The sequence below is a fragment of the Streptomyces lincolnensis genome, from assembly GCF_021173675.1.
In the GTDB taxonomy this organism is placed as follows: domain Bacteria; phylum Actinomycetota; class Actinomycetes; order Streptomycetales; family Streptomycetaceae; genus Streptomyces; species Streptomyces lincolnensis_B.
In genome coordinates this window covers 281,380-306,735 of record NZ_JAIHON010000007.1, presented here as the reverse complement: position 1 = coordinate 306,735, position 25,356 = coordinate 281,380, and the positions used below count along the sequence as shown (strand labels likewise).

The following is a 25,356-nucleotide window of genomic DNA, read 5'->3' as shown; positions in this document are numbered from 1 at the left end:
GGGACATCACACGGCACGCCGGACCTGAACGGCCGTCAGCGCCAGCGCCAGCGGCCCGGGAGCGAGGAACGCCAGCGGCACCATCATCCAGGCGCACAGCACGGCCGCGGCCACCGCGAGCAGCACCAGAGCGCTCCCGCCGACATCGCGTACGGCGTCCAGGGCGGCCCCCCGCACGGCGGCCGGCCAGTCGGTGAGCGACTCGGGGCGTGCGCAGGCCCTCAGGCCCACCACCAGGGCGGCCGCACCGATCGCGCCGGCCACCACCGCGAACAGCGGCGCCCCCGGCAGCCCGGCCCCGGCCAGCGCCAGGTCCGCCAGGAACAGCAGCGCGCCGGCGACGGCGACACCGCCCGCCGCGAGATCCCCGGTCCGCAGCCGCCGTCGCAGCATCGCGAAGTACCGTCCCGCGGTGGCGGGTTGCCCCTCCCCCGCGCCCCGCAGGACCGCGCACGCGGTGGACAGGGCGGCGGGGACGGTCACCACCGGCAGGCAGACCACGGCCGTCGCCAGACCGACGCTCAGCATGTCGGCGAACAGGGTCATCCGGGGGCCGAAGACCTCGCCGGGTTCACGTGAGGAAGCGGACGGCATGTCGCTCACCCCTTCAGTCCGGAGCTGGCCATGCCCTCCACCAGGAACCGCTGGAAGGCCAGGAAGAACAGCACGATCGGCAGCAGCGCGATCACCGACATGGCGAACATCGGGCCGAACGCCGAGGTGCTGGACGCGTCCACGAACGACCTCAGGGCGAGGGTGAGCGTGAACTTGTCCGGGTCGAAGAGGTAGATGAGCTGGGTGAAGAAGTCGTTCCAGGTCCAGATGAAGGTGAAGATCGCCGTGGTGATCAGGGCGGGCCGGGTGAGTGGGAGCACCACCTGGAAGAAGCTCCGGAAGGGCCCGCACCCGTCGATGCGGGCGGCCTCCTCCAGCTCGCGCGGCAGGCCGCGCATGAACTGCACGATGAGGAAGACGAAGAACGCCTCGGTGGCGAGGAACTTGGGCAGGATCAGCGGCCAGTAGGTGTTCACCAGGCCCAGCTGGTTGAAGATGATGTACTGCGGGATCAGCACCGCGTGGTGCGGCAGCATGATCGTCGCGATCATGAAGGCGAACAGCGGCCCGCGGAACCTGAAGCGCAGCCGGGCGAAGGCATAGGCGGCGAGCGAGCAGCTGATGACGTTGCCGAGGACCGCGCCGCCCGCGATGATCAGCGAGTTGGACAACAGCCGCCAGATGGAGACGTCGTTGACGCCCTCGAAGGCGGTCTCGTAGTTGGACCACTCCAGGTGACCGGGCAGCAGGTCGAGGCTGGCGATGACCTCGTCGGCGGGCTTGAGCGAGGTGGCGAGCAGCCAGGCCAGCGGGTAGAGCATGACCAGCAGGGCGGCCAGGCAGCCGAGGTGCAGGGCGATCCGGCCCCAGCGAACGGGCTTGCGGGTGACGGCGGTCGCGGTCATCGGTCCCCCTCGGACGCGTAGAAGACCCAGGAACGCGAAGTGCGGAACAGCACCGCCGTGACGATGCCGATGACCAGCAGCAGCACCCAGGCCATGGCGGAGGCGTAGCCCATGTGGGAGGCGACGAAGCCGCGGTCGTACAGGTACATGGTGTAGACGAGCGTGGAGTCGGCGGGGCCGCCCTTGCCCGCGCTGATCGCGAAGGCGGGGGTGAAGACCTGGAAGGCCTGGATGGTCTGGAGCACCAGGTTGAAGAACAGCACCGGGGACAGCATCGGCACGGTGACGGACAGGAACTGCCGCCATTTCCCGGCCCCGTCGACGGCCGCCGCCTCGTACAGCTCGGCGGGTATCTGTTGCAGACCGGCGAGGAAGATGACCATCGGCGCGCCGAACTGCCACACCGTCAGCAGCGCCACGGCCAGCAGCGCCCAGCCGGGTTTGTTGACCCAGCCGCCGGTGCCGAGCAGGTTGTCCACCGTGCCGCCGTCGTTGAAGACCGCCCGCCACACCAGTGCGATGGACATGGAGGCGCCGAGCAGCGAGGGGGCGTAGAACGCGGAGCGGTAGAAGGCCTTGCCGTGCTTCATCGACTTCAGGGCGAGGGCGACGACGAGCGCGAGCGCCAGTTGCAGCGGCACGGCGATGACGACGTACGTCACGGTCGTCACGACCGAGCGCCAGTACCGCGGGTCCTCGGTGAACATCTGCGTGTAGTTGCGCAGGCCGACCCAGCGGGGCGGGTCGAAGAGGTTGTAGTCGGTGAAGGAGAGATACAGCGAGACGGCCATCGGGAGCAGCGTGAGGACGACCGCTCCGAGGACCCACGGGGACAGGAACACCCAGGCGGCGCCCTCGCGTTCGCGTTTGGGGCGGCGTTTGGGGGCGGGGCCGGCTGTGCGCTGTGCCTCGGCGGGGATCGCGGTGGTGGTCATGACCTCAGCTCCGCCTTCGCCTCGGTGACGTAGTTCTCGGCCGCCTCGCGGGGCGACATGCGCTCGTAGGACACCTGGTCGTAGTCGCGCTGGAAAGTGGTCTGGAGGGCGTTGTCGCCGGAGGGCGGGGCCTGCGGCGGATCCTTCAACGTCCCTTCCAGGGAGGCCTGGTAGTCGGAGACGGTCCGGTCGAAGTCCTTCAGGAGGGGCGCGGTCTCCTTGCGGATGGTCTCGTTGACGGGGATGCCACGGGTGGCGCCGAGGATCTTCGCCGCCTCGTCGTCGTTGATCAGGAAGTCGATGAGCTGCGCCGCCTCCTTCGGGTGGCTGGTGCTCGCGCCCACGCCCAGGAACATCGACGGCTTGAAGTACTGGCCGGGCGTGCCGTCCTCGCCGGACGGCATCGGGGCCAGCGCGATGCCGCTCGGGACGATGGCGAGGTAACCGCTGGCCGGGGCGTCCCAGTTGGTGTCGCTGAGGGCCGTGCCGCGGCCGAGCGGGGTGTTCTCCACCGTGCCGTCGATCTGGGTGGTCTCCTCGGCCGAGGAGACGGCTCCCTCCCGGCGGAGCCTGTCGGTGAAGGTCCACCACCGGGTGAGGTCGTCGGCGGTGAAGCCCAGTTGGCCGTCCTCGGTGTAGAGGGACTTGCCCTGTCCGCGCAGCCAGACCTCGAAGCTGTCCTCGCTCCAGCCGGGGTCGGTGGCCCCGGGCCTGCCGGTCCTCTCCTTGAGGGCGCGCATGGACTCGGCCCAGTCGTCCCAGGTCCAGCCCCGCTTCGGGAGCGGTACGCCGGAGTCCTTCCAGGCCTTGACGTCGTAGACGACGGTCTCGGTGCCCCTGCCCTGCGGGACGGCGTACTGGACGCCGTCCACGCGGCCCGTGTCGAGCAGGCCGGGGTCGATCTCGGAGGTGCGCAGGACGGACTTCTGCTTGCCCAGGTCGAACAGCACCCCGCCGGAGGCGTACTGGTCGATCTGACGGTAGTCCAGCTGCATCACGTCGGGGGCGTCGCCGCCCGAGGCCTGCACGGCGAGCTTCTGCTTGTAGGCGTCGTAGCCGGAGAACGACGGCTGCACCCGTATGTCCGGGTGCTGTTTCTCGAACAGGGCGACGGCCCGCTCGGTGCGTTCCGCGCGGTCGGGGTTGCCCCACCACGTGTAGCGGAGCACCACCTTGCCGCCGCCGACCGATTCCCCGGATCCCCCGCAGCCGGCCAGTACCGCACAGAGCACCAGTGCGGCGGCCGACGCGCAGAACCCCTTTGTCCTGTGTCCGGGCATGCCGAGGTCACCTCATCTCTCCTCGGACGTTCTGTTGGCCCCCCTGGGCTCCCCGTGATCTCCCCTGGCGGATCCGGACGGAAACCGGCCGATCGCCTCAACACCCGTTCCACGGCCCCCTGTTGGGGCCTGCGGCTACTCGCCCCCGTACGGCAGCGTGGTGCCCGGCAGGTTGTACTCGTCGCGTCGGCCGCACATCCCGAAGCCGCCGAGCCTGGTGGGCGCGGTCTCGTGGGCGGTCGCCTCGTCGAGGTAGGCCGGCTCGCCGCCGGCCAGGGCGTCCAGCTGGGCGCCGGTGCGTTCGGCGGTGGCCAGCGCGCCGGCCCGCCACAGCTCGCGCCAGTTGGGCACCTTGGCGCGCACCAGCCGGGCGGCGGCGCGCTGGAACTCCCGGTAGGGGCCGTTGTCCCCGGCGACGAGGGACTCGCGCAGGGCGAGATAGCCCTGGACGGCGAGGTCCCTGCGGCGCCGCGCTGCCGCCGCCGTGTCCTCCCCGGTGCCCGGGGGCAGGGTGGCGGCCGCCGCGTACGCGTCGGGGTCGGCGAGGATCTCGGGCGGGAAGGTGAAGACGGCGTCCCCCGCCTCCGGCAGCCCGCTGTTCTGCATCAGCACGGTGATCCGCAGGTCGCCGCCCTGCACCATGCGGTGCACGGTGCCCGGGGTGAACCACGCGACGGAGCCCGCCTCCAGGGGGATGTCCCGGTAGCCGTCCGGGCTCAGCGTCTGCACCGCTCCCCGGCCGCCGGTGACGACGTACGCCTCGGTGCACACCAGGTGCAGATGCGGACTGCCGCCGCACACGCCGTCGGCGGCCTCCCAGTCGTAGGCGCTCAGGTGGGACAGGCCGACGGCGCCGGGCAGCGGGTGCGGGAGGGTGGGCTTGGGGCCGCCGGTGTCGCCGGTCCCGGGCCCCGCGCTCACCACGGCAGGCCCTTCAGGTGCGCGTCGACGCGGTCGGCGTCCCAGGCCCCGTCCGCGAAGACCACCCGGTAGCGGTACGTGAAGGACTCCCCCGGCGGCAGCGCGAACTCCTCAAAGAACGCCCAGGAGAACGCGACGGTCGGGAAGGGCTCGGAGCGCACGAACCAGTGCGACTCGTGGATCGCGCTGTTCTCGTCCAGGTTCTCGGGCGCGTGGGCGAAGACGATCGTGGAGTGGCCGTCGACGTCGTCGTGCTCGGTGGTGAAGGCCAGCCAGGGGCCCTGACTGCCCATCAGCTTGTCGACGTCCCCGTCGGAGTCCGGCGCGAACACGCTGCCGCCGGTGAAGTCGCGGGGGCCGCGCCACTGCAGACCCGTGTAACCGGCCATCTCACGGCCCGCGGTGGTCGGGGAGCCGAAGACCAGGGGCTCGTCGCGGACGTTGGTGAGCCTGATCGTCCAGTCCAGGGCCCAGGCACCGGCCTCCTCGTCGACCGAGTGGACGGTGATGCCGCGCGTCTCGCGCGCCCATTCCGCGCCGCCGTTCTCCACCCAGGTGAGTTCCTCGGCGAAGGTGAGCCGGTCGTCCTCGACGGCGAACACCGGGAAGCCGTCGTGCCGCATCGAGCCGACGCGCTCGGGCAGCGGCAGATAGCCCTGGCCGTGCACGTAGCAGTTGCCGCCCCAGAAGTTCTGCCCGGACAGATGACTCGCCGTCATCTGCAGGCCCTTGTGCCAGCGGTGGTCGTTGGGGCGGTAGCCGGTCACCGTGCGCCCGGCGAGGGTGCGCACCGGGTGGGCGTAGGGCTTTTGGGCCTCGAAGGCCTCGGGGTCGGGGCGGTAGACGTAGCGGAGGATCTCGGTGCCGTCCGGGGCCTCGACCGCGATGTGCTCACCGTGGACGTGGCTGACGCGGATGCTCATGCGCGCTCCTTGGGGGCCCAGTGGGGGTGGTCTCCGTGCATGGCCGGGTAGAAGGGGTCGCCGGGGCCGATCTCGCCCGCGTGCACCGGGTTGCCGGTGAACGCCGCCTTGTACAGGGCGGCGGCGAACTCCAGCGTGGCGCGGGCCTCTCGGCCACTGGTCGGCGGCCTGACACCGTTGTCGTACGCATCGAGCAGGGCACCGAGCTGTGCCGTGTGCGAGCTCGGCACGTCCGAGGCGGGGGTACGCCAGGCGTCGGCGCGCGCGGCGTCGACGTGGGGGGCGGGCGTGTAGACCCAGTCCTCGTTGCGGTGGCCGTACAGGTGGGTGAGCTCGACGGTCGCGTCCGCGCAGTCGATGCGGATGCGGCTGACCTCGTCCGGGGACAGCACGCTGTTGACGACGGTCGCGAGGGCGCCGTTCTCGAAGCGGACCAGGGCCGTCGAGACGTCCTCGCTCTCGGTGTCGTGGACCAGCCGCGCGGCCATGGCCCGGATCTCCGTCCACGGGCCGAGCAGGTGCAGCAGCAGGTCGAACTGGTGGATGCCGTGGCCCATCGTCGGGCCGCCGCCCTCGGTGGCCCACTTCCCGCGCCACGGTACGGCGTAGTAGGCGGCGTCGCGGTGCCAGGTGGTCTGGCAGTGGGCTACCCGCGGGGCACCCAGCTCACCGGCGGCGATCAGTTCGCGGGCGTGGACGGCGCCGGAGCCGTAGCGGTGCTGGAAGACGACGGCGGCGTAGGCGCCCGAGGCCTCCTCGGCCGCCGCGATCTCGTCGTACTCGGCGAGCGAGAGGGTCAGCGGCTTCTCGCACAACACCCAGGCGCCCGCCTTCAGCGCGGCCACCGTCTGCTGCCGGTGCAGGGAGGGCGGGGTGCCGATGAGGACCAGGTCGGGGCGCACGGCGTCCAGCATCTCGTCCATCGCCGTGAAACCGGCGATCTCCCCGCCCGCGAGTTCCCGGAAGGCGTCGAGCCGGTCGGGGTCGACGTCGACGGCGGCGACCAGTTCCACCCGGTCGGAGTGGGCTCTGAGCGCGGGCAGATGGCTGCCGCCGACAATGGCGCCAGTACCGACGACGGCCACGCGGCGGCGGGCTGCGAGCGGGGGCATGCGGTTCTCCTGGGACGGCCGACAGACGTGAAGAAAGCGCTTGCTCTTCAGAGGTCGACCCTAGGCGCCGGAGAATGTCCGAACAACCCCCCTGCAGTGATCATTGAAAAGCCTTGCCCGCCCCGCCTCCGGATCGCCGCACCGGAGAAGCCCGAGGTCCGGGGCGGTCAGTCCGCCTTCCCGTGGGTGACACGGATCTTGGACTGACCGTGCGGCAGCTTCTCCCAGTCGTCCATGAACCGGGCCCGCAGCCCGTGCTTCCCGGCCAGCGCCACCAGGGTCTCGGTGCGGTAGTAGAAGTCCTCCCGCAGGACGTGGTGCTCCTCGCCCTCGGTGCGGTCGAAGGTGAAGTCGAACCAGCCGCCCGGCGCGAGCACCCGGCCGACATGGGCGAGGCACTCCTCGATGACGGTCAGCGGCGAGTGCGAGAAGACGCTGTGCGCGTGGACGACGTCGAAGTGCGCGTCGGGCAGGAAGCGCAGCGTCAGGTCGCGCACCGGGGTGAGCGTCGGCAGCCGCTTCTGGAGGCCCATCTCCCCGATGGTGTCCTGCGCGGCCATGAGGATGTCGGGCGAGATGTCGATGCCGTGGTAGTGGCCTGGCTCCAGGTGCCGGATGAACCGCCAGCCGGCCCGGAGGTTGCCGCAGCCGATCTCCAGCATGCGGTGCTCCGGGCGCAGTCCGTGCTCGAGCAGGTAGTCGAACTGCATCGCCCCCAGCGCCAGCCACCGCTCCCGGTCGCGGCTGCCGACGGCCGCGTCCGGGTCGGTCCTGGTGTCGGAGCGCATCACCGCGCGGTAGTAGGAGATGTGGTCGGGGTGGCGGTGGCCGAGCCACATGTCCCGGGCGGCGCGGGCCAGGTGGCGGGGCACGCGGTCGGGATGGCGCAGGGCGTAGGCGATGCGGTGGTGGAGGGCGGCGCGGTTGGCGGTGAGGTTCTTGGCGGGCATGGTGAAGGTCCTCCGGGACGGGTGTGGGGAGCGCCTCGACGCGGGCTGGTGCCAGCTTCCGTGCGGGAGGGGCGCGTGCGGCTCGGTCGACCGGCTGCGCTCCGGCGGCGGTTCGGGCGACGTACGGGTCGGCCGATCGGTTGATGCGGTGGTGCGCGGGACGCGTTAGACACGAGGGATGGACGACGGGACGGAGCACGGAATGGAACACGGGACGCACGCACACGCCGATCCGGACGAGCGCTGGCTGGCCGTGACCGTGCACGTCGCGTTCTTCCTGCTGCTCGGCTCCTCCTTCGTCCGCTTCCTGACCCGGGACCAGGGCGGGCCGCCCACGGAGTGGGTGGTGGCCCTGTTCGCCGTCTTCTGCCTGCTCTACGTCCTCGGCGGCCTGCTGGCTCCGGCCCCGCGCGCCGGCGTCGCGCCCACCGCCCGACATCTGGTCTGGCTGGGCTCGGTCACCGCCGTCTGGGTCGCCCTGCTGGTCCTCGCGCCGAGCGCCACCTGGTGTGCGATGCCCCTGCTGTTCGCCGGTCTGCACGCGCTGCCGCCGCGGATCGCGGTGCCGGTGGCCGCCGTGCTCACCGTGCTCGTCGTGGTGTCCGAGATCCGCGTGGCCGACGGTGCGCTGAACCCGAACATGGTCGTCGCCCCGCCGGCCGTCGCCGCGGTCGCCACCGCCGTACTCGTCCATCTCCAGCGGCAGGGCGTCCGGCAGCGCGTCCTGATCCAGGACCTGGTACGCACCCGCCACGACCTCGCGGTCGCCGAACGGCGGGCGGGGGTGCTCGCCGAGCGCCAGCGGCTGGCCACGGAGATCCACGACACCCTCGCGCAGGGCCTGTCCAGCCAGCGGATGCTGCTCCAGGCCGCCGAGCGGGTCTGGGGCACGGACCCCCACGCGGCCCGTGCCCACCTCGGCGAGGCCGCCGAGATCACCTCCCGCAACCTCGTCGAGGCCCGCCGTTTCGTCCATGACCTGGCTCCGGCCGACCTCACCGACCAGTCCCTGCCGGACGCGCTCACCGTCCTCGCCCGGCGGGAGAGCGGTCCCGGCCTGACCGTGGAGTTCCGCCTCGACGGCGAGCCGGACCCGGGCCGCCTGCCGGAACGGGTCGAGGCGGCCCTCCTCCGCATCGCGCAGGGCGCCCTGGCCAACATCCGCGAACACGCGGCGGCCACCCGGGCCGCGGTGACGCTCACGTTTCTGGACGATCAGGTGTCACTGGACGTCGCGGACAACGGGCGGGGGTTCGATGTGGGTGAGGGGGGGTTCCCGCAGGCGGCGGCGGAGTCGGTGGGCGGGCCGCCGGGAAGGCGCCCGGCGGGCAGGCATCCCGAGGGGACTCGTGGTCACGGGCTGCCGGCCATGCGGATCAGGGCCCGGCAGTTGGGGGGCGCGTTCGCCGTGGAGTCCGCGCCGGGTGAGGGGACTGTCGTGTCGGTGGCCGTTCCCCTGGCGCCACTGGCGCCGTCCGTCTCCGCCGAGGAGGCCGTTCTGTGAGTACGCCGTCCCCCGCCCCGCCCGTGCGGCTGTTGCTGTGCGACGACCATGCCGTGGTGCGCGCGGGGCTGCGTGCCCTGTTGTCCAGTGCGGAGGGCATCGAGGTGGTCGGGGAGGCGGCGACCGGTGAGGAGGCGCTCGCCATGGCCGGGAGTCTGCGCCCGGATGTCGTCCTGATGGACCTCCAGCTCGACGGCGGCATGGACGGTGTGACGGCGACCCGGCGGCTGACCTCCGGCGGGGAGCCGGGCCCCCGGGTCCTGGTGCTGACCATGTTCGACACCGACGCCGACGTCACCCGTGCCATCGAGGCGGGCGCCACCGGCTATCTCCTCAAGGCCGAACGCCCCGACGAGCTCTTCACCGCGATCCGCGACGCCGCGTCCGGCCGTACCGCCCTCTCCGCCCCGGTCGCCGACCGTCTGCTGACCCGCATGCGCACCCCGAGCCCCACCCTCTCGCCCCGCGAGCGGGACATCCTGCGGCAGCTCGCCCACGGTCTCGGCAACCGCGAGATCGCCCGCGCCCTGTTCATCAGCGAGGCCACCGTCAAGACCCATCTGGGCCGGATCTACGGCAAGTTGGGCGTCGTGACCCGGGCGGGCGCGGTGGCGGTCGCCAAGGAGCGGCGCCTGCTGTCCTGAAGCCCGTCTCCCGTCGCCGTGTCGAGAAGCCGACGGCCGCTCCGACGTCCCCTGCGTAAGGCGCCCCCGGTGGTCCTGAGGGCGCCAGGTCATCGGACGATCGAAGGGGACGGCCATGCAGGCACTGACTGTCGATGTGTTTCTCTCGGTGGACGGATGGGCCGGGAGCGAGAATTCACCGGGCTACTTCGGGTACCACGGCCCCGAGCTGGAGGAGTGGATCAGCGCCGAGTGGGCGCTGCCGCAGACGATCCTCCTGGGGCGGCGCACCTACGAGGCGTTCGCGGCGCTGCCCGAGGAGGCACGCGATGCCTCCTGGCGCCGGATGACCGAGGTGGACAAGGTCGTGTTCTCCACGACGCTGGAGACGGCGTCCTGGCCGAACACGCGCATCCGTCGTGAACTCGTCGCCGAGGTCACACGCCTCAAGAAGGACGGCGAGCTCCCGCTCCGCACCGTGGGAAGCCTCTCCGTGGCCCGGCAGCTGCTCGACGCGGGGCTCGTCGAGCGCCTGAGGCTCATGACGTTTCCCCTTCTCGTGGGGCGATCGGGCCGTGAGCCGTTCTTCGCGGGAGTGTCCTCCGCCGACCTGGAGCTGGTCGGCCACCGGGCCCTGGACGACCGGGTGTTGCTGATCGAGTACCGGCCCACCGGCAGCGACATCCCCCGGGCCTGACGACTCCGCGTGATCGGGACGGGTCCCGTCTGCGTCGGCCTACACATGCCGGGCGGGAATCCCCCCCCGACGACAGGAGGTCCAACCGATGGGTACAGGCACGAGCCGGCGAGCCGCGACGACCGCCGTGACACTGACCATGGCAGGCGTACTCGGGTTCGGTGCGATGACACCGGTGGCGTACGGCGCCGGACAGGGGCCCTGCTACGACGGGCGGTGCGAGATCACCGTGTCGAAGCCCACGACCATCAAGGTCGACGGCAGGAAGTTCGGCTTCGGGAAGCTGAAGGTCACGCACATCGGCTCCCGGACGGTGAAGTTCTCCGCCTCCAGCGGCGGTACGAGCTTCAGCGGCAGCACCAGCCCGGGCGGCACGGTCAAGTTCAACAACCTGAAGATCTGGGTGAAGTCGGCCTCCGGTCACAAGGCCAGGCTCGCGCTGTTCCCGACCAGGCGCTGAGCATCCCGTGTCGGCGTCAGGGTCTCGGGGCCCTGGCGCCGCTCGGTTCCGGGTCGGCGGGTGGGCGTCCCACGTCCGAGAGCGTCTCCCGGGCCCGGGCGTCGACGAACCGGGTCACGAGATGCTGACCGGCACCGAAGATGACGGCCCAGGCCACTATCTGCGGACTGGAGTCCAGGTCGCTCAGACCGGGAATGAAGGCGCCCCTGATCAGCAGCACTCCGATGAACGCGGTCAAGGCACCCGTCGGGAATTTGAGCAGGGCCGCCGCGAGCGGCAGCATGTAGGGGCTGCTCGTTCCCTGGATCTGGCGGAGAGACGCTATGACCGTGAGTGCCGCGCCGGCCAGTCCTGCCGCCTCGATGACGAGAACATCGACTTGCTGCGCGTAGCCACTGGCAACTTTTCCCTTCTCGCGAGGGATCTCTCCGGAAGGGCATGCCGCGAATTTCCTTCCCTCGGGAAGAAAGCACATGTTCAGTGAATTGGGGCAGTACCAACCCCAGGCCGCGAGCCCGCCCGCACCGAGGAGAACGAAGAAGGTCGCGATCCGCAGGATGATGCTGAGGCTGCGCACTCTGCTGAACTCGGCGTCGAGTGCGTCGTACGAGGCGCCGAGGGCGAGGACGAGGAGTGCGCGGTCTCCCGGGCGTGGTCCGTTATCCGCCACCCGTTCCGCGACCGTTTCTGCCTGCACCCGAAGCGGGTCGGCCGGGCGGAGATGCTGCTTGACCTGGCTCAGAACGTCGGTGCTTCGGCCGATCAGGTCTTCGTCCGAACACAACCGCACCAGCAGAACGTCGGCGGCGCGCACATTGGCCCACGTCCGTTCGAGAGCCGCGGCTCCGGTGAAGGGGCGGCGCGGCGCGGAGACGGCGTTGCCGGCCTCTTCCAGTTGCCGGGCGATCCCCTCGAGTGTCCTCTCCCTCTCACATTGCTCGGCCTGGTTCGCCGCCGCTCGGCAGCTCTCGCGATCCGCCTGCTGTTCCAGAAAGAGAATTCGGGCGGCGGCGCGCTCACGCCAGGCCGTTCTGTGAGTTCTGAGGGGTCTTCCTCTGGGTGTTTCCGGGCTTTCCGCACCGTTGAAGGCTTTCCCGTTGGTCATTCAGACCTCCAGCAAAGACATCCCTTCCCAGCGTAGGCCGAACAGCCAACAGGTGCACGTCAAGCAGGCGCTCGACATCCTCGACTCCCGGCCCACCGGGGCGACCGTAAGCCCTGCCGACGCGTCCCCCTAGGCGCGGGCCTCCCCGCCCTCCCCCAGTCCCGTCCCCCGCCCCCGGAACCGGTACCTCCGCTCGGGCCTCCCCGCCGCGCCGTAGCGCAGGGAGACGTCCGCCGTACCGATGGTGTGGAAGTGCTCCAGGTAGCGGCGGGCGCTGACGCGGGAGATGCCGGCGAGGGTGGCGCATTCGGTGGCGGAGAGGGAGCCGTCGGCGGTGCGTAGGGTGTGTTCGACGAGCCGGGCGGTCTCCGGGCTCATGCCCTTGGGGAGGGGGCCGATGTCCGGTGCCGGGGCGGTCGATCTGGCCAGCACCCGGTCGACGTCGGCCTGACTGTGTACGACGGCGGTCAGGAGACGGTCGCGCTGGGCGACATAGCGTTCCAGGCGGGCGCGCAGGTCGTCGAAGCCGAAGGGCTTGAGGAGGTAGTCGACGACCCCCTGGCGGGCGGCACCGCGGACCGCGTCGGCGTCCCGCGCGGCGCTGACGACCATGACGTCGCAGTCGTGCCCGGCGGCACGCAGCCGGGGGACGAGGTCCAGGCCGAAGACGTCCGGCAGATACAGGTCCAGCAGGACGAGGTCGGGGTTCAACTCGTCCACGGCGAGGGCGGCCTGCTCCCCGGTGTGGGCGACGCCGACGACCCGGAAGGGTGCGACGCGCTCGACGAAGGAGCGGTGGACCCGGGCCACCATGAAGTCGTCGTCGACCACTAGCACGTCGATCGTGTCGGCCGCGCCGGCCGCCGCGCGCCTGCCTGTCATCGGACCGCTCCTTCCCCACGGGATCCCACCCCGAGACGCTCGCAGACGAGCCGGGCCTACGCCAGGGCTCTCACCTGCGAAATCGGAGGCCGGATGGGTACGTCTGTCGGCCGGTGACCGAAAAGACCACAACCTTCGTTGGTTCCGGAACCGAGACAGGCCGTTCACCCGCGGGCAACATGTGGCCCACATCACCCTCCCCCACAGGGCTTTCCCGTTTCGCATCGACGTACCGACAGGTGGTGGCACTCGTGCGCCTGCGCACACTCCTCGCCCTGCTCGGCGCCGCCGTCCTCGTGCTGGTGGGGCCTCCCCTGCTCACGGCCGGCAGCGGCGCCGAGACCGGCACCCAGATCCCGGGCCTGCGTTTCATGGTCCCCAACACACCGGGCGGCGGCTACGACATCACGGCCCGTACGGCCGCGAAGAACGCCGAGGACGCCGGGCTCACGCACAACATCGAGGTGTTCAACCTGCCCGGGGCGGGCGGCACCGTGGGGCTGAGCCGGCTGGTGAGCGAGCACGGCAACGGCAAGCTCGCCATGTCGATGGGCCTCGGTGTGGTGGGTGCCGTCCGCTCCAACCACGCCCCCAAGACGCTCGCCGACACCACCCCGATCGCCCGGCTCACCGAGGAGCAGGACGTGGTCGTGGTGGCGAAGGACTCGCCGTACAAGGACATCGGCGAGCTGATCGAGGCGTGGAAGAAGGATCCCGGGAAGCTGCCCGTGGGCGGCGGCTCCTCCCCCGGCGGACCCGACCATCTCGCGCCGATGCTGATGGCGCAGGCCGCCGGGATCGCCCCGAAGCAGGTCAACTACATCCCCTTCGACGGCGGCGGCGAGCTGCTCGCCTCGATCCTCGGCAGCAAGGTCGCCTTCGGGGTGTCCGGGGTCGGCGAGTACCTCGACCAGATCAAGGCGGGCGAGCTGCGGGTGCTGGCCGTCACCGGGCCGGAGCGGGTCGGCGAGCTCGACGCGCCCACGCTGAAGGAGTCGGGCTACGACGTGAACTTCACCAACTGGCGCGGCATCGTCGCCCCGCCGGGACTGTCGGAGGCCGAGCGCGACAAGCTGACCCGGCTGGTCCAGGAGCTGCACGACTCGCCCGAGTGGCAGGAGTCCATGAAGAAGAACGGCTGGGACGACGCCTTCCTGACCGGTGAGAAGTTCGGCGACTTCCTGGACGCTCAAGACAGGCGCGTGGTGTCGGTGCTGAAGGAGCTGGGACTGTGACGACACACACCGAATCGCCCGCCGCCGAGCCGTCCGAGCGCCGGTCCTGGCTGCGCGAGCACTCCGAACTCGGCGTCTGCGTTCTGCTGTTGGCGCTCGGCGTACTGGTCCTGACCGACGCGCTCACCATGGACGTCGACATCACCCAGCGCGGCCCGGTCGGGCCGAAGACCGTGCCGGTCGTCGTCGGGATCGGGCTGCTGGTGATCGCCGCGCTGCTCGCCGTGGACGTGCTGCGCGGCGGCCGGGGCGAGGCGGAGGGCGGTGAGGACATCGACCTGTCCGAACCGGCCGACTGGCGCACGGTGCTGCTGCTCGCGGGTGTCTTCCTCGGCGCGGCCGTCCTCATCGAGCCCCTCGGCTTCCCGATCGCGGGTGCGCTGTTGTTCTGGGGCGCCGCCTTCGCGCTCGGCAGCCGCCGCTTCGACCGGGACCCGCTGATCGCGGCCGTCCTCTCCCTGGTCACCTACGCCGTCTTCAACAACCTGCTCGGAGTCCCGCTGCCCGGCGGCCCGCTGATGGGAGTGCTGTGACATGGACGCTCTCAACTCCCTTCTGGACGGCTTCGGTACGGCCCTGACCCCGCTGAACCTGCTGTGGGCCGCCCTCGGTGTGCTGCTCGGCACGGCGATCGGCGTGCTGCCCGGCATCGGGCCCGCGATGGCGGTCGCCCTGCTGCTGCCGGTCACCTACGGGCTGGACCCGATCGCCGCGTTCATCATGTTCGCGGGCATCTACTACGGCGCGATGTTCGGCGGCTCGACCACCTCCATCCTGCTCAACACACCCGGCGAGAGCGCGGCCGTGGTGGCGGCGATGGAGGGCAACCCGATGGCCAAGGCGGGGCGCGGCGCCCAGGCGCTCGCGGCCGCCGCCATCGGGCACTTCGCGGGCGGCATGATCGGCACGATCCTGCTGGTGGCGCTGGCGCCCGCGGTCGCGGAACTGGCCGTGGACATCGGCGCGCCGGACTACTTCGCCATCATGGTGCTGGCGTTCATCGCGGTGACCTCGGTGCTGGGGTCGTCGCGGATCCGCGGTCTGGCCTCGCTGCTGATCGGCCTGACGATCGGTCTGGTGGGCCTGGACCAGATGACCGGCCAGCAGCGGCTGACCTTCGGTTCGCTCCAACTCGCCGACGGCATCGACGTGGTGATCGTGGCGGTCGGTCTGTTCGCGATCGGCGAGGCCCTGTGGGTCGCCGCGCATCTGCGGCGCAGCCCGGGCGAGCCGATCCCCGTGGGCCGGCCGTGGCTGGGCCGCGCCGACGTACGGCGGACCTGGAAGTCGTGGCTGCGCGGGCCGTTCATCGGTTTCCCCTTCGGCGCGATCCCGGCGGGCGGCGCGGAGATCCCCACCTTCCTGTCGTACGTCACGGAGAAGCGTCTGTCGAAGCACAGGGAGGAGTTCGGCAAGGGCGCCATCGAGGGCGTGGCCGGGCCGGAGTCGGCGGCGTCGGCCTCGGCGGCGGGCACCCTGGTGTCCATGCTGACGCTGGGCCTGCCGACCACGGCGGTGGCCGCGGTGATGCTGGCCGCGTTCCAGCAGTACGGCATCCAGCCGGGGCCGCTGCTGTTCGAACGGGAACCGGAGCTGGTGTGGGGGCTGATCGCCTCGCTGTTCGTCGGCATGGTGCTGCTGCTCGCGCTCAACCTGCCGCTGGCGCCGTTGTGGGCGAAGCTGCTGCGCATCCCGCGTCCGTATCTGTACGCCGGGATCCTGTTCTTCGCGGCGGTCGGCGCGTACGCGGTCGGCGGCGAGGTCGTCGACCTGGTGATCCTGCTGATCATCGGTCTGATCGGCTTCGGCATGCGGCGTTACGGCCTGCCGGTGCTGCCCGCCGTCATCGGTGTCATCCTCGGCCCGAACGCGGAGCAACAGCTGCGCCGCGCCCTCCAGATCAGCGACGGCAGTGTCTCGGGTCTGGTGAACACGCCCTTCTCGGTGATCGTGTACGTGGTGATCGTGCTGCTGCTGGCTTGGCCGCTGCTGCGGAAGCTGGTGGTGCGTCGCGCCAACTCCGGTGCCGTGTCGGAGCGTTGACAGGGCGGGCCGTCCGCGTCACGGTGAAAGGCCCTCGCCGTGACCGGAGGTCCGCCATGGCCGACTCGTCAGCGCCGCGTTCCGATGCCGATCTGGTGGAGCGGGTCCGCGCGCTCCGCCCGCTCGTCCGCGACCAGGCCCTGCGGGCCGAACAGCAGCGCAGGGTGACCGACGAGGTCGTCGCGGCGTTGTCGAAGGCGGGGGTGCACCGGATGAACGTCCCCCGGCGGTACGGCGGTTACCAGAGCCGGCCGCACACGCAGGCCGACGTGCTGGCCGAACTCGCCGCCGGGTGCGGCTCGACCGCTTTCACGGCGGCGATCCAGGCGGGCTGCGCCTTCATCGCCTCGCTCTTCCCCGACGAGGCACAGGACGAGATCTTCACCGGTCCGGACGTCCGGGTCGGCGGCACCCTCATCCCGGACGCCACCGCGGTCGCGACGGACGACGGCTATGTCGTCAACGGCACCTCCGGTTTCGCCACCGGCTGCCGGCACGCCGACTGGCATCTGCTCACGGCCCGGGTCGAGTCCGCCGACGGGCCGCCCGAAGTGCTGTGGACCGCCGTCCCCATGGCCGAGCTGGAGATCCTCGACGACTGGCAGGTCTCCGGGCTGGCCGGAAGCGGCAGCAACAGTGTCGTCGCCCGTGACGTGCTCGTCCCCGGCCACCGCGTCCTGCCCGTCGGGCCCCTGCTGGCCGGGGAGTTCCCCTCGAAGGCCAACGCCGACGACCCCTTCTACCGGATGCCCGTCCTGCTGCTGTTCTGCGTCTGGACGGCGCCCAACGCCCTCGGTCTGGCGCGCTCGGCGCTGGCGGAGTTCCGCGAGCGGATCCATCGGCGGGGCATCACCTACTCCTCCCACACCCGCCAGCACGAGGCGGCCGTCACCCACCTCCAGGCCGCCGAGGCGGCGATGAAACTCTCCTGCGCCGAGCTGCTGACCGACGAGTTCGTCACCCTCATCGAGTCCCGCGCCACGACCGGAGCCCCGTACACCCCGGAGGAACGGACCCGCGTCCGCGCCCAGGCCGGCTACGCGACCCGCCTGTGCAAGGAGGCCGTCGACCTGCTCGCCTCCGCCTCCGGCGCCACCTCGCTCCACCTCGACGTCCCCGTCCAACGCACACTGCGCGACCTGCACGCCCTCACCCTGCACTCCTTCGTCAACCCCACGACCAACCTGGAGCTGTACGGCCGGGCCCTGTCGGGCCTCGACGCGGGCACGCCCTTCATCTAGGGACGAGTGGCCGACAAGCCGACGGCCGGCTGCCGACCCGGCTCAGGTCACCGGCAGGTCCGCCCTCAGGCGGTCGAAGAGTTGCCGGGCCCGGACCGCGTCCCAGCGGACCGCGCTGCCCTTGGAGGTGCGGAGGTCGGGGTCGGAGACGGGCACGTTGAGCCGGCTGCCGTTGCCGGAGGAGGCGCCTCGCAGGGCGTCGAACAGGGACTTGAGCTCGGGCAGTCCGGTGTCGTCGTCGACGACGAGGGTGTCGAGTCCTGCGGTGACGGTGGGGACGGTCCTGGTCGGGTCGAGGAGGGTGCCGGGGGTGGCCGCCTTGGCGGCGAGGGCCGCGAGGAACCTCTGCTGGTTGCGGGTGCGGCCCAGGTCGCCCGCGGCCTCCTGCTTACGCTGCCGGACGAACGCCAGTGCCTCGGCGCCGTTCAGCGTCTGGCAGCCCTTGCCGAGGTCCGCGCCCGAGTCCTTGTCCCTGACGGCCTTCTCCAGGCACAGGTCGACGCCGCCGACCGCGTCCACCACGCCGACGAAGCCCGCGAAACCGATCTCGGCGTAGTGGTCCACGCGCAGTCCGGTGTTGCGCTCCACGGTCTTCACCAGCAGTTCCGGCCCGCCCAGGGAGAACGCGGCGTTCAGCTTGTCCGGCGTGGCCGGGTGGCTGCGGCCGGTGCCGGGATCGACGTAGGGCGGGATCGTCACCCACGAGTCGCGCGGCAGGCTCATCATCGTGGTGCCGCGGGCACCGGTGTGCAGCAGGATCACCGAGTCCGTGCGCCGCCCCTCGGTGGAACCGGTGCGCAGGTCCCGGCGGTCCTGCGGGGAGAGCCCCTGGCGGCTGTCGGAGCCGACGACGAGGTAGTTGGTGCCCTTGCCCTGCGGTGCCCGGGCGGCGAGTTCGCCGAGGTCCACCTCCTTGTCGAGCCGCGTGTCGGCCCACACATAGGAGCCGGCGCCGAACGCGAGCACCCCGCCGAGCAGCAGGGCCAGCCCCCGCGCGGCACGGCGGCGCAGGGCCGGACGCGGCCGGGGCGTTCTGCTGCCGTGTCCGGGAGGGCCGTGCCGCCGCCCCTCGCCGGTGCGGCCGGGAGGGGCGGGCGAGGGCATACCGGGCAGGGGTGCCGTGCGGATCGACGGCGGGGGCGCGTAGGGAATCGCGCGCCCCCGCTCCGTCGGGCCGTACGCCGGCCCGGTCGGGTTCTCTCCCGCCGGGCGGTCGGTCCAGTGGTCCATCGGCCTGTCCAGTCCCTCGACGCATCGGGATCACCTCGTCGGCAGCCTCTTGTACGGCGCCGGACCGCCGATCCGTTCACCCGCCGAGCCGGACCGCTTCATGCGCTGCCACGTCAGCCGGCTGCCGAGCAGCAGGGCCACGACCGACTGAATGACGACGAGGTACATCAGCTGCCGGTAGACGAGGATCTGCAACGGCATCGACCACAGGGTCCGCCGCCGCTCCCCGTCGAGGCGCAACGCGTAGGCGGCGCTGGCCAGTTGGGTGCCGAGGAAGGCGAACCACACCCCGGCCGACTGCCACGGGTCGCGGAACAGCACGCCGTACAGGGCGTAGACGTCGATGACCGGGGCGAGCAGGGGGAGCAAGACCTGGAAGAGCGCGAGGTAGGTCAGTCCGCGGCGGCCGAAGCGCCCGGAGGTGCCGACGTCCAGGACGGCTCCGCGGTGTTTCCACATCGCCTGAAGGGTCCCGTAGCACCAGCGGTAGCGCTGACGCCACAACTGGCGCAGAGAGGTGGGCACTTCGGTCCAGGCGACCGCGGACTCCTCGTAGAGCACCCGCCAGCCCGCCCGCCACAGGGCCATCGTGAGATCGGTGTCCTCGGCGAGCGTGTCGTCGCCGACCCCGCCGACGCCCAGCAGCGCGTCCCGGCGGAAGGCACCGATGGCGCCGGGCACGGTCGTCATGCACTCCAGGACCTCGAACATACGGCGGTCGAGGTTGAAGCCGAAGCAGTACTCCAGATGCTGCCAAGTGGCGAGCAGGCCACGCCGGTTGCCCACCTTGGTGTTGCCGCTGACCGCGCCGACGGCCGGGTGCGCGAGCGGCTGGACGAGCCGGTGGACGGCGTCCGGTTCGAAGACGGTGTCGGCGTCGACCATGACCACGATGTCGTGCCGGGCGTGCGCGAGACCGGTGTTGAGGGCGGCGGCCTTGCCCCCGTTGGGGGTGCGGATCACCTCCACGCGCGGGTCGGGGATCCCCGCCGCGATCTCGGCGGTGCGGTCCGTGGACCCGTCGTCGATCACGACGATCTGAAGGTGTCTGTGGGTGGAGGCGAGCAGTGAGTGCACCGTGGAGGCGATACCGGCCTCCTCGTTGTACGCCGGGACCAGCACCGTCACCGGTTCCGTCACCTCCCTCAACCAGGGCGCGCCGGGCCGGAAGCGTTCCAGTCTGCGGACGTGGGCGCGGGCGAACACGGCGAGCAGGGCCAGCCGGAGCACGCCGAGGCCGCCGGCGATGCCGAGGACCCACGTCATGGCGCCGGCGAAGGTGCGCCCGAGGCCGGTGACGCCGATCAGGGCGGCGCCCTCCCAGCGCGCGAGGGTGGACACCGGGGTGTACGGGGTGAGGTCGAGTCCGTCGGAGACGGTGGTGAAGCGGTCGACACCGCGGTCGGTGAGCAGCTTCGCCGTCTTCCGGTAGGCGGTCGCCGTCTGGCCGAACTGGCGCACCAAGCCCTGCGCGGGCCTGCGGGAGGCCTTGTCGGCGGCGACCAGCACATAGCCGCGGGCGGTGGCCTGCCGGGCGGCCTGCCACTCCTTGTCGCACAGGGTGTCCGGCGAGGTGGTGCGCGGCATCCGCAGCAGTGTGGTGTTCACATCGGCGGCACCGGCCAACGCGGCCTGGGTCAGGTCGAGTTCGGTGGCGAAGCGGGGTGCGGAGGCCTCGCCGAGGACGGCACCGGTGTAGGTGTGGGAGCCGAGCTCGTGGCCCTCGGCTCGGATCCGCCGTACCAGCTCCGGGTGGCGGGCGGCCTGGGAGCCCAGGACGAAGAAGGTGGCGCGCGCCCGGTGGCGGCGCAGCAGGTCGAGCAGGCGTGGGGTCCACACCGGGTCGGGTCCGCCGTCGAAGGTGAGCGCGACGGTGCGGGCGGGCATCGAGGCGGTCCGGATCCCGTCGCGGTTGACGCCGACGACGGGGCCGTCACCGTAGGCCACCGCGTCGGGCGCGGGTTTCGTGCAGGGGGAACGGGACTTGGCGGCGTCGACCTCGTGGTCGGTCCAGCCCTCGAAGAGCAGGACCGCGAACACTGCGGGGAGGACGAGAAGGAGTAACAGCCAGTGGCCGCGCGGGTCTCGGGACTGCTTGTGCCGGGCTTTCACGGGTCTTCGGACCTCCTTCCCGGCGAGCCCTCGCGAAGGATGTGCGGCTCCCGCGCGACGCGTGTTCTCCCTCCCTCGGCGCCGGAAGGTGAACAGGTGTGCCGCCGCTGGCTCATGGGGTTGGAGATACGCATGGGGCGCGAGTGTAGCCACGGCTCCCTGCCTTGCGTGGCGTCATGGAGGACCTCACACTGGTGAACTCATGGATGAGCCAGGGCCGTTATGGCGTAACCGGGACTTCGTGCTCCTGTGGTGCGGTCAGGTCGTCTCGACCGTGGGCATGCGGGTCACGGCGCTGGCGTACCCGCTGCTGGTGCTCGCGCTGACGGGTTCGCCGTTCCAGGCGGGGCTCGTCGGCTTCGCCCAGAGTCTGCCGTTCCTGGTGCTGTACCTGCCGGCCGGGGCACTGGTCGACCGCTGGGACCGCAGGCGGGTGATGCTCGTCGGCGACGGTCTGCGTGCGGTGCTGCTGGGGCTGGTGGCGCTGGGGCTGGCCGTGGACGTGTTCTCGGTGGCGGCGCTGCTGGTGGTCGTGTTCCTGGACGGCGCGTGCTTCGTGTTCTTCCAGCTCGCCGAGTCCGCCGCGCTGCCGCACATCGTCCCCGAGTCCCAGCTGCCCACCGCGCTGGCCCAGAACCAGGCCCGCGAACTGGGCGCGGACCTGGCCGGCGGCCCGCTAGGCGGTGCGCTGTACGCGGCCGGCCGGGCCCTGCCCTTCGTGTTCGACATGCTGTCCTACGCCATCGGGTTCGTCACCCTGCTCTTCGTGCGCCCCGGCCTCCAGGACGCCCGGCCGCCGCGGCGGGGCCGGAGTCTGCGCTCCGAGATCGCCGAGGGTCTGGTGTGGCTGTGGCGGCAGCCTCTGCTGCGGGCCACGGTGGTCCTGATCGGCTCGGCGAACCTGGTGCTGGCCGCGCTGCCCCTCGTGCTGATCGTCCGCGCACAGGACCTGGGTGCCTCGCCGTCGCTGATCGGGCTGATGCTGGCACTGCCCGGCGTGGCGGGCATCACCGGCGCTGTCGCCGCCCCCTGGCTGGAGCGGCGCCTCTCGCCCCGGGCGGTGATGATCGGGGCATGCTGGCTGTGGGTCGTCTGCACGGCCACGCTGGTCTGGCTGCCCTGGCCGTTGGCGCTCGGCGCGGTGGTCGCGGCGTGCGCCCTGCCCGAGCCGGTCTTCAACGTGATCGCCATGTCCTACCGGTACGCCCTGACCCCCGACCGCCTCCAGGGCCGGGTGCTGGGCGCGGCCCGGCTGGTCACCTGGGGCTCGCTCCCCCTGGCGTCCCTGACCGCCGGCTCACTGCTCCAAACCCTGGGCGCGCGGGGTGCGCTGGCGGCGTACGCGGTGTTCACGATCGCACTGGCCTCGGTGGCCACCTCCGTCCCGGTGCTACGACGGGCTCCGCGCATCCGGGACCTGAAGCGCCCCGAGTGACCTCACACCCATTGCCCCGCATACCCCTCCCCCGTATTGTCCGGGGCGGGGAAACAGCCCATGGCCCAGATGACGGCCGCGTCGGAGGCGGCGAGCGACGGGACGGAGGGGCACCATGCGCGTCAACGGATTCGCCCAGGACGGATACGAGCACATAGGCCTGGTCCTCCAGGAATTGGTGGACAGCGGACAGGAGACCGGGGCGGGCGTGTCGGTCTGGCGGGAGGGCCGCGAGGTCGTCCGGCTCAACGCCGGCTGGGCCGACACCGGACGGACCCGCCCCTGGCGGGACGACACCCTGGTCATGACGTACTCCCTGTCGAAGGCGTTCGTCACGCTGGCGGCCCTGGTCGCCGTCCGCGACGGCGCGCTGACCCTGGACGAGCCGATCGCCGCGTACTGGAAGGAGTACGGCGTGCGCGGCAAGGAGCGCACCACCCTCCGGCAGATCCTCACCCACCGCGCGGGACAGCCGCGCTTCCCGGCCGACGCCCGGGACCTCGACCTGCTGGACGAGGACAGGCTGCGCGACAGCCTGGCGCGGGCCGCACCGGAGTACGCCCCCGGCACCTCGCTGGGCGAACACGCCCTGACCTACGGCCACTTGGTCGACGGTGTGCTGCGCGCGGCGGCCGGCACCACCCTGGGGGCGGTGTTCGGCGACGTCGTCCGGCCCGCGTTGGACCTGGACGCCTGGTTCGGGGTGCCGGACCGGGCACTGGACCGCGTCGCCGAGCTGGAACACGCCCGCCCCGAGTGGCCCGAGCAACTGCACGCCGCGCCCTGGCTGCGGATTCCCGACGGCGCTCTGGACACCGGGCGGACGAACTCCCCGGCCTTTCGGCAGGCGGTGTTCGGTGCGTTCAACCTGCACGCGACGGCGAGCACGACGGCCGCGTTCTTCTCCCGCCTCACCGCCGAGGACGGCCCGGTCCGCCAACTGCTCGGACCCGAGCTGCACGCCGAGCTGCTGGCCTCGCAGGTCACCGGCCACGACGAGGTGTTCGGCACCCGGCTGACCTGGACGCTGGGCTTCGTACGCGACAAGGGCAAGATCGCCAAGGGTGGGATCGGCGGCTCCGCCGCCTGGTGGTCCCTGCGGCACGGCCACGCCTGCGCCTACCTCACCCGCCGGATGGACGACCACACCCGCGCCGCCCGGATCGCCGCCGCGCTCGGCGACGACCTGTCCGTGGTGGGCGAGGACTGACGGCCCACCCGCCACGGCACCCTGACACATCACAGGATGTGGCCGCCCTCGTTCGCTGCCATGGTCGGTGACCGTCGGCAAACGAACGGAGGAACCGATGGCATCACGTCTGCTCAGGTCCCGGGCGGGATCGGCGGCCACCGCCGGTGCGGCCGCGATCCTGCTCGCCGGGGTCGGACTCATCACGGCCGGACCCGCCCAGGCCGCTCCGCGCCCGTGCCCGGGCGCCGGTCCGGGGGATCCGGCGCGCTGCGCCCAGGTGATCGGCATCGACCCGGGCTCGGCCCTGGTGATGCGCACCGCGCCGAACTACGGCGCCACGCCGGTGGCCCGGTACGGCAACGGCCAATGGCTGGAGATCTCGTGCTGGACCACCGGCGACCCGGACGCGGACGGCCACAGCTACCGGTACTGGATGCAGGTCTCCACGCCCGGGACCTGGGGCTACGTCAACGACTGGTACCTGGACACCGGCGGTCCCAGCACCTGGAAGCAGATCATCCGCCAGTGCTGACGGGACGTCGGGTCTCGGTGCGGGTCCCGCGTCAGATCAGGTGGGCGAAGACCACCAGGTTGGCGGTGTAGTCCTTGACCCGGCGGTCGTAGTCGCCCGCGCAGGTGATGAGGCGGACCTGGGCACGGGGGGTGTCGGCGTAGACGCGGTCGTTGGGGAAGCGGTCCTTGTCGAAGGTCTCGACGCTGTCGACGACGAAGGTGGCCCGGCGCCGGTCGGCCCGCAGGACGTGGAAGCGGTCGCCCTTGTCCAGTTCGCCGAGGTCCGCGAAGACGGCGGCGGAGGTCGCGGTGTCCACGTGCCCGGCGATGATCGAGGTGCCCGCCTGGCCGGGGGCGACGCCCTTGGCGTACCAGCCCACGAGGTTGGTGTCGTCGGCGGGCGGCGGCTGCAGCTGGCCGGACCGGCCGATGGCGAGGGCGGTGAAGGGGGCGTCGACCGAGATGTCGGGGATCAGCAGGCGGGTGGGGCGCGACCGCGGCAGGTGCTTGCCGAGCGGGCGCGCGGGCGGCGAGGCGGACGCGGCGGCGGCCGGCGCGGCATGCGGGGCGCGGCCGGCGTCGGAGGGTTCGTCCTCGCCGCCGAGCAGGCTCACCACCAGGATCAGGGCGAGCACGCTCCAGAAGATGGTCGCGCCGGTGCGGGACCGGCGCCGCGGGGGCGCGGGGTCGGTCGTGGTCGGGGAAGGGGGGCTGGCTGCCATCGGACACCACCTCGCTCGGGCACGGCAGCGGACACAACACGGGGCAGGACGAGCGGGGCCGCCGCGACGCGCGGTGCACGTGCGGCGGCCGTGGCTGCTATGTCGTCGGGCATCGGTCAGGCCACGCCTTCGGATGCCTTCTTGCGCCGCAGGGCGTACACGCCGGTGCCGGCGACGGCGAGCACGGCGAGGCCGCCCGCGGTGACCCCGGGCGAGGAGAGGCCGCCACCGCCGGTGTGCATGCCGCCGCGCGGCTTGTCGTGCTCGCCCTTCCATTCGCCGTTGTCATGCTTGTCGTGCTTGCCGCTCCACTCGTCCTTGTCGTGCTTGCCGCCGTTCCAGGGCTCCTCGTAGCCCCCGTCGCCCTTGTCGCCCTTGTCGCGGTAGGTCTCCGGGTCGTGCTTGGGGTCCTTGGCCACGCCCCAGTCGTCCTCGTTCACCGCGGTCAGCGCTCCGCCACCGGTGTGGATCCCGCCGCGGGGCGTGTCGTGTCCGCGGTCGCTGTCGTGCTCCTTGCTGTAGGAAGTGTCTTCGTGGTCCCGGTCACCCGCCACAGCGGCATGAGCGGTGGGCGCGGCGAGCGCGAGAGCCGCGGCGGCCGTAGCGGTGGCCGTCGCGGTGGCGAACATCATGCGGGCAGAACGCATCCGAGAGTCCTTCCGTCGCCCCGGGCAGCTGACGCGTCGCCAGCTGAGGTGACCCGGTTCTGACGTGATCCACCGTCAGCCCTGTCCGCCGGTCCCACCATCCGGGGCGTTCACACGGGTTAAGCGCGCACCCG

At 71.7% G+C, this 25,356-nt stretch carries 25 protein-coding genes; 11 read left to right on the top strand and 14 right to left on the bottom strand.

What is annotated here, in order from left to right:
- Positions 1–6: 6 nt before the first annotated feature.
- The 8 genes from K4B79_RS22405 to K4B79_RS22370 form a co-directional block, all read right to left on the bottom strand.
- Positions 7–594: a hypothetical protein gene (locus K4B79_RS22405; RefSeq protein ID WP_232028642.1), complete on the bottom strand. Its 588-nt coding sequence runs from the start codon at positions 592–594 to the stop codon at positions 7–9.
- Between the two features lie 5 nt (positions 595–599).
- Positions 600–1,460, bottom strand: coding sequence for a carbohydrate ABC transporter permease (locus K4B79_RS22400; protein ID WP_232028641.1), 861 nt, complete (start codon positions 1,458–1,460; stop codon positions 600–602).
- Positions 1,457–2,395 carry a carbohydrate ABC transporter permease gene (locus tag K4B79_RS22395; RefSeq protein ID WP_232028640.1) on the bottom strand — a complete coding sequence of 313 codons (939 nt, stop codon included), beginning with the start codon at positions 2,393–2,395 and terminating at the stop codon, positions 1,457–1,459. Before K4B79_RS22395 ends, K4B79_RS22400 begins: the two co-directional genes overlap by 4 nt.
- Complete coding sequence (locus K4B79_RS22390) at positions 2,392–3,675, bottom strand: ABC transporter substrate-binding protein (protein WP_232028639.1); 1,284 nt, start codon at positions 3,673–3,675, stop codon at positions 2,392–2,394. Before K4B79_RS22390 ends, K4B79_RS22395 begins: the two co-directional genes overlap by 4 nt.
- Positions 3,676–3,810: 135 nt before the next feature.
- Positions 3,811–4,596: a cupin gene (locus tag K4B79_RS22385; protein ID WP_232028638.1), complete on the bottom strand. Its 786-nt coding sequence runs from the start codon at positions 4,594–4,596 to the stop codon at positions 3,811–3,813.
- On the bottom strand, positions 4,593–5,519 hold the full coding sequence (locus tag K4B79_RS22380; protein WP_232028637.1) for a DUF6807 domain-containing protein: 927 nt from the start codon (positions 5,517–5,519) through the stop codon (positions 4,593–4,595). The genes K4B79_RS22385 and K4B79_RS22380 overlap by 4 nt, the downstream gene beginning before the upstream one ends.
- On the bottom strand, positions 5,516–6,631 hold the full coding sequence (locus tag K4B79_RS22375; RefSeq protein ID WP_232028636.1) for a Gfo/Idh/MocA family protein: 1,116 nt from the start codon (positions 6,629–6,631) through the stop codon (positions 5,516–5,518). The genes K4B79_RS22380 and K4B79_RS22375 overlap by 4 nt, the downstream gene beginning before the upstream one ends.
- Before the next feature lie 167 nt (positions 6,632–6,798).
- A complete protein-coding gene (locus K4B79_RS22370; protein ID WP_232028635.1) occupies positions 6,799–7,581 on the bottom strand; it encodes a class I SAM-dependent methyltransferase in 783 nt (260 codons plus the stop codon).
- 202 nt (positions 7,582–7,783) lie between these two features.
- Here K4B79_RS22370 and K4B79_RS22365 point away from each other — a divergent pair, with 202 nt between their 5' ends.
- The 4 genes from K4B79_RS22365 (at position 7,784) to K4B79_RS22350 (ending at position 10,865) form a co-directional block, all read left to right on the top strand.
- Complete coding sequence (locus K4B79_RS22365) at positions 7,784–9,085, top strand: sensor histidine kinase (RefSeq protein ID WP_232028634.1); 1,302 nt, start codon at positions 7,784–7,786, stop codon at positions 9,083–9,085.
- Positions 9,082–9,729, top strand: coding sequence for a response regulator (locus K4B79_RS22360; protein WP_232028633.1), 648 nt, complete (start codon positions 9,082–9,084; stop codon positions 9,727–9,729). The genes K4B79_RS22365 and K4B79_RS22360 overlap by 4 nt, the downstream gene beginning before the upstream one ends.
- A gap of 115 nt (positions 9,730–9,844) precedes the next feature.
- Positions 9,845–10,405 carry a dihydrofolate reductase family protein gene (locus K4B79_RS22355; RefSeq protein ID WP_232028632.1) on the top strand — a complete coding sequence of 187 codons (561 nt, stop codon included), beginning with the start codon at positions 9,845–9,847 and terminating at the stop codon, positions 10,403–10,405.
- Positions 10,406–10,493: 88 nt separating this feature from the next.
- Entirely contained in the window at positions 10,494–10,865 is a 372-nt protein-coding gene (locus K4B79_RS22350; RefSeq protein ID WP_232028631.1) for a hypothetical protein, read from the top strand.
- Positions 10,866–10,881: 16 nt separating this feature from the next.
- On the opposite strand, the gene K4B79_RS22345 is transcribed toward K4B79_RS22350, so the two are convergent.
- Both K4B79_RS22345 and K4B79_RS22340 read right to left on the bottom strand, forming a co-directional pair.
- On the bottom strand, positions 10,882–11,970 hold the full coding sequence (locus K4B79_RS22345; RefSeq protein ID WP_232028630.1) for a hypothetical protein: 1,089 nt from the start codon (positions 11,968–11,970) through the stop codon (positions 10,882–10,884).
- A 129-nt stretch (positions 11,971–12,099) separates the two neighbouring features.
- The gene (locus tag K4B79_RS22340) at positions 12,100–12,852 is read right to left on the bottom strand and encodes a response regulator (RefSeq protein ID WP_232028629.1); all 753 of its coding nucleotides are present in this window, start codon (positions 12,850–12,852) and stop codon (positions 12,100–12,102) included.
- Positions 12,853–13,103: 251 nt separating this feature from the next.
- Here K4B79_RS22340 and K4B79_RS22335 point away from each other — a divergent pair, with 251 nt between their 5' ends.
- From K4B79_RS22335 to K4B79_RS22320, 4 genes are read left to right on the top strand one after another with little or no spacing between them, the layout of a single operon-like run.
- Complete coding sequence (locus K4B79_RS22335; RefSeq protein ID WP_232028898.1) at positions 13,104–14,087, top strand: Bug family tripartite tricarboxylate transporter substrate binding protein; 984 nt, start codon at positions 13,104–13,106, stop codon at positions 14,085–14,087.
- A complete protein-coding gene (locus K4B79_RS22330) occupies positions 14,084–14,620 on the top strand; it encodes a tripartite tricarboxylate transporter TctB family protein (RefSeq protein ID WP_232028628.1) in 537 nt (178 codons plus the stop codon). The genes K4B79_RS22335 and K4B79_RS22330 overlap by 4 nt, the downstream gene beginning before the upstream one ends.
- A 1-nt stretch (position 14,621) precedes the next feature.
- Positions 14,622–16,130, top strand: a complete 1,509-nt coding sequence (locus K4B79_RS22325) for a tripartite tricarboxylate transporter permease (RefSeq protein ID WP_232028627.1) — start codon at positions 14,622–14,624, stop codon at positions 16,128–16,130.
- Between the two features lie 56 nt (positions 16,131–16,186).
- Entirely contained in the window at positions 16,187–17,371 is a 1,185-nt protein-coding gene (locus K4B79_RS22320) for a flavin-dependent monooxygenase (protein ID WP_232028626.1), read from the top strand.
- Positions 17,372–17,413: 42 nt separating this feature from the next.
- Here the strand turns inward: K4B79_RS22320 and K4B79_RS22315 are convergent, their stop codons facing one another.
- Together K4B79_RS22315 and K4B79_RS22310 are read right to left on the bottom strand one after the other, a co-directional pair.
- Complete coding sequence (locus tag K4B79_RS22315; protein WP_232028625.1) at positions 17,414–18,601, bottom strand: LCP family protein; 1,188 nt, start codon at positions 18,599–18,601, stop codon at positions 17,414–17,416.
- Positions 18,602–18,631: 30 nt separating this feature from the next.
- Positions 18,632–20,713 carry a bifunctional polysaccharide deacetylase/glycosyltransferase family 2 protein gene (locus K4B79_RS22310; RefSeq protein ID WP_232028624.1) on the bottom strand — a complete coding sequence of 694 codons (2,082 nt, stop codon included), beginning with the start codon at positions 20,711–20,713 and terminating at the stop codon, positions 18,632–18,634.
- 202 nt (positions 20,714–20,915) lie between these two features.
- On the opposite strand from K4B79_RS22310, the gene K4B79_RS22305 reads away from it, so the two are divergent.
- The 3 genes from K4B79_RS22305 to K4B79_RS22295 all read left to right on the top strand — a co-directional run bounded on the left by K4B79_RS22305 (position 20,916) and on the right by K4B79_RS22295 (position 23,872).
- Complete coding sequence (locus K4B79_RS22305) at positions 20,916–22,148, top strand: MFS transporter (RefSeq protein WP_232028623.1); 1,233 nt, start codon at positions 20,916–20,918, stop codon at positions 22,146–22,148.
- 115 nt (positions 22,149–22,263) lie between these two features.
- Positions 22,264–23,358, top strand: coding sequence for a serine hydrolase domain-containing protein (locus tag K4B79_RS22300; protein WP_232028622.1), 1,095 nt, complete (start codon positions 22,264–22,266; stop codon positions 23,356–23,358).
- A gap of 97 nt (positions 23,359–23,455) precedes the next feature.
- Positions 23,456–23,872 carry a hypothetical protein gene (locus tag K4B79_RS22295; RefSeq protein ID WP_232028621.1) on the top strand — a complete coding sequence of 139 codons (417 nt, stop codon included), beginning with the start codon at positions 23,456–23,458 and terminating at the stop codon, positions 23,870–23,872.
- Between the two features lie 31 nt (positions 23,873–23,903).
- On the opposite strand, the gene K4B79_RS22290 is transcribed toward K4B79_RS22295, so the two are convergent.
- Both K4B79_RS22290 and K4B79_RS22285 read right to left on the bottom strand, forming a co-directional pair.
- Positions 23,904–24,575 (bottom strand): class F sortase, encoded by a 672-nt coding sequence (locus tag K4B79_RS22290; RefSeq protein WP_232028620.1) that lies wholly within the window; start codon positions 24,573–24,575, stop codon positions 23,904–23,906.
- 116 nt (positions 24,576–24,691) lie between these two features.
- Entirely contained in the window at positions 24,692–25,222 is a 531-nt protein-coding gene (locus K4B79_RS22285) for a hypothetical protein (protein WP_232028619.1), read from the bottom strand.
- Positions 25,223–25,356: the final 134 nt, after the last annotated feature.

Excerpts from the sequence above, each read along its gene's own strand:
- K4B79_RS22405 (WP_232028642.1), bottom strand. The coding sequence starts at position 594 with ATGCCGTCCGCTTCCTCACGTGAACCCGGCGAGGTCTTCGGCCCCCGG.
- K4B79_RS22400 (WP_232028641.1), bottom strand. The coding sequence starts at position 1,460 with ATGACCGCGACCGCCGTCACCCGCAAGCCCGTTCGCTGGGGCCGGATC.
- K4B79_RS22395 (WP_232028640.1), bottom strand. The coding sequence starts at position 2,395 with ATGACCACCACCGCGATCCCCGCCGAGGCACAGCGCACAGCCGGCCCC.
- K4B79_RS22390 (WP_232028639.1), bottom strand. The coding sequence starts at position 3,675 with ATGCCCGGACACAGGACAAAGGGGTTCTGCGCGTCGGCCGCCGCACTG.
- K4B79_RS22380 (WP_232028637.1), bottom strand. The coding sequence starts at position 5,519 with ATGAGCATCCGCGTCAGCCACGTCCACGGTGAGCACATCGCGGTCGAG.
- K4B79_RS22375 (WP_232028636.1), bottom strand. The coding sequence starts at position 6,631 with ATGCCCCCGCTCGCAGCCCGCCGCCGCGTGGCCGTCGTCGGTACTGGC.
- K4B79_RS22370 (WP_232028635.1), bottom strand. The coding sequence starts at position 7,581 with ATGCCCGCCAAGAACCTCACCGCCAACCGCGCCGCCCTCCACCACCGC.
- K4B79_RS22365 (WP_232028634.1), top strand. The coding sequence starts at position 7,784 with ATGGAACACGGGACGCACGCACACGCCGATCCGGACGAGCGCTGGCTG.
- K4B79_RS22355 (WP_232028632.1), top strand. The coding sequence starts at position 9,845 with ATGCAGGCACTGACTGTCGATGTGTTTCTCTCGGTGGACGGATGGGCC.
- K4B79_RS22350 (WP_232028631.1), top strand. The coding sequence starts at position 10,494 with ATGGGTACAGGCACGAGCCGGCGAGCCGCGACGACCGCCGTGACACTG.
- K4B79_RS22345 (WP_232028630.1), bottom strand. The coding sequence starts at position 11,970 with ATGACCAACGGGAAAGCCTTCAACGGTGCGGAAAGCCCGGAAACACCC.
- K4B79_RS22340 (WP_232028629.1), bottom strand. The coding sequence starts at position 12,852 with ATGACAGGCAGGCGCGCGGCGGCCGGCGCGGCCGACACGATCGACGTG.
- K4B79_RS22325 (WP_232028627.1), top strand. The coding sequence starts at position 14,622 with ATGGACGCTCTCAACTCCCTTCTGGACGGCTTCGGTACGGCCCTGACC.
- K4B79_RS22320 (WP_232028626.1), top strand. The coding sequence starts at position 16,187 with ATGGCCGACTCGTCAGCGCCGCGTTCCGATGCCGATCTGGTGGAGCGG.
- K4B79_RS22315 (WP_232028625.1), bottom strand. The coding sequence starts at position 18,601 with ATGGACCACTGGACCGACCGCCCGGCGGGAGAGAACCCGACCGGGCCG.
- K4B79_RS22305 (WP_232028623.1), top strand. The coding sequence starts at position 20,916 with ATGGATGAGCCAGGGCCGTTATGGCGTAACCGGGACTTCGTGCTCCTG.
- K4B79_RS22300 (WP_232028622.1), top strand. The coding sequence starts at position 22,264 with ATGCGCGTCAACGGATTCGCCCAGGACGGATACGAGCACATAGGCCTG.
- K4B79_RS22295 (WP_232028621.1), top strand. The coding sequence starts at position 23,456 with ATGGCATCACGTCTGCTCAGGTCCCGGGCGGGATCGGCGGCCACCGCC.
- K4B79_RS22290 (WP_232028620.1), bottom strand. The coding sequence starts at position 24,575 with ATGGCAGCCAGCCCCCCTTCCCCGACCACGACCGACCCCGCGCCCCCG.
- K4B79_RS22285 (WP_232028619.1), bottom strand. The coding sequence starts at position 25,222 with ATGCGTTCTGCCCGCATGATGTTCGCCACCGCGACGGCCACCGCTACG.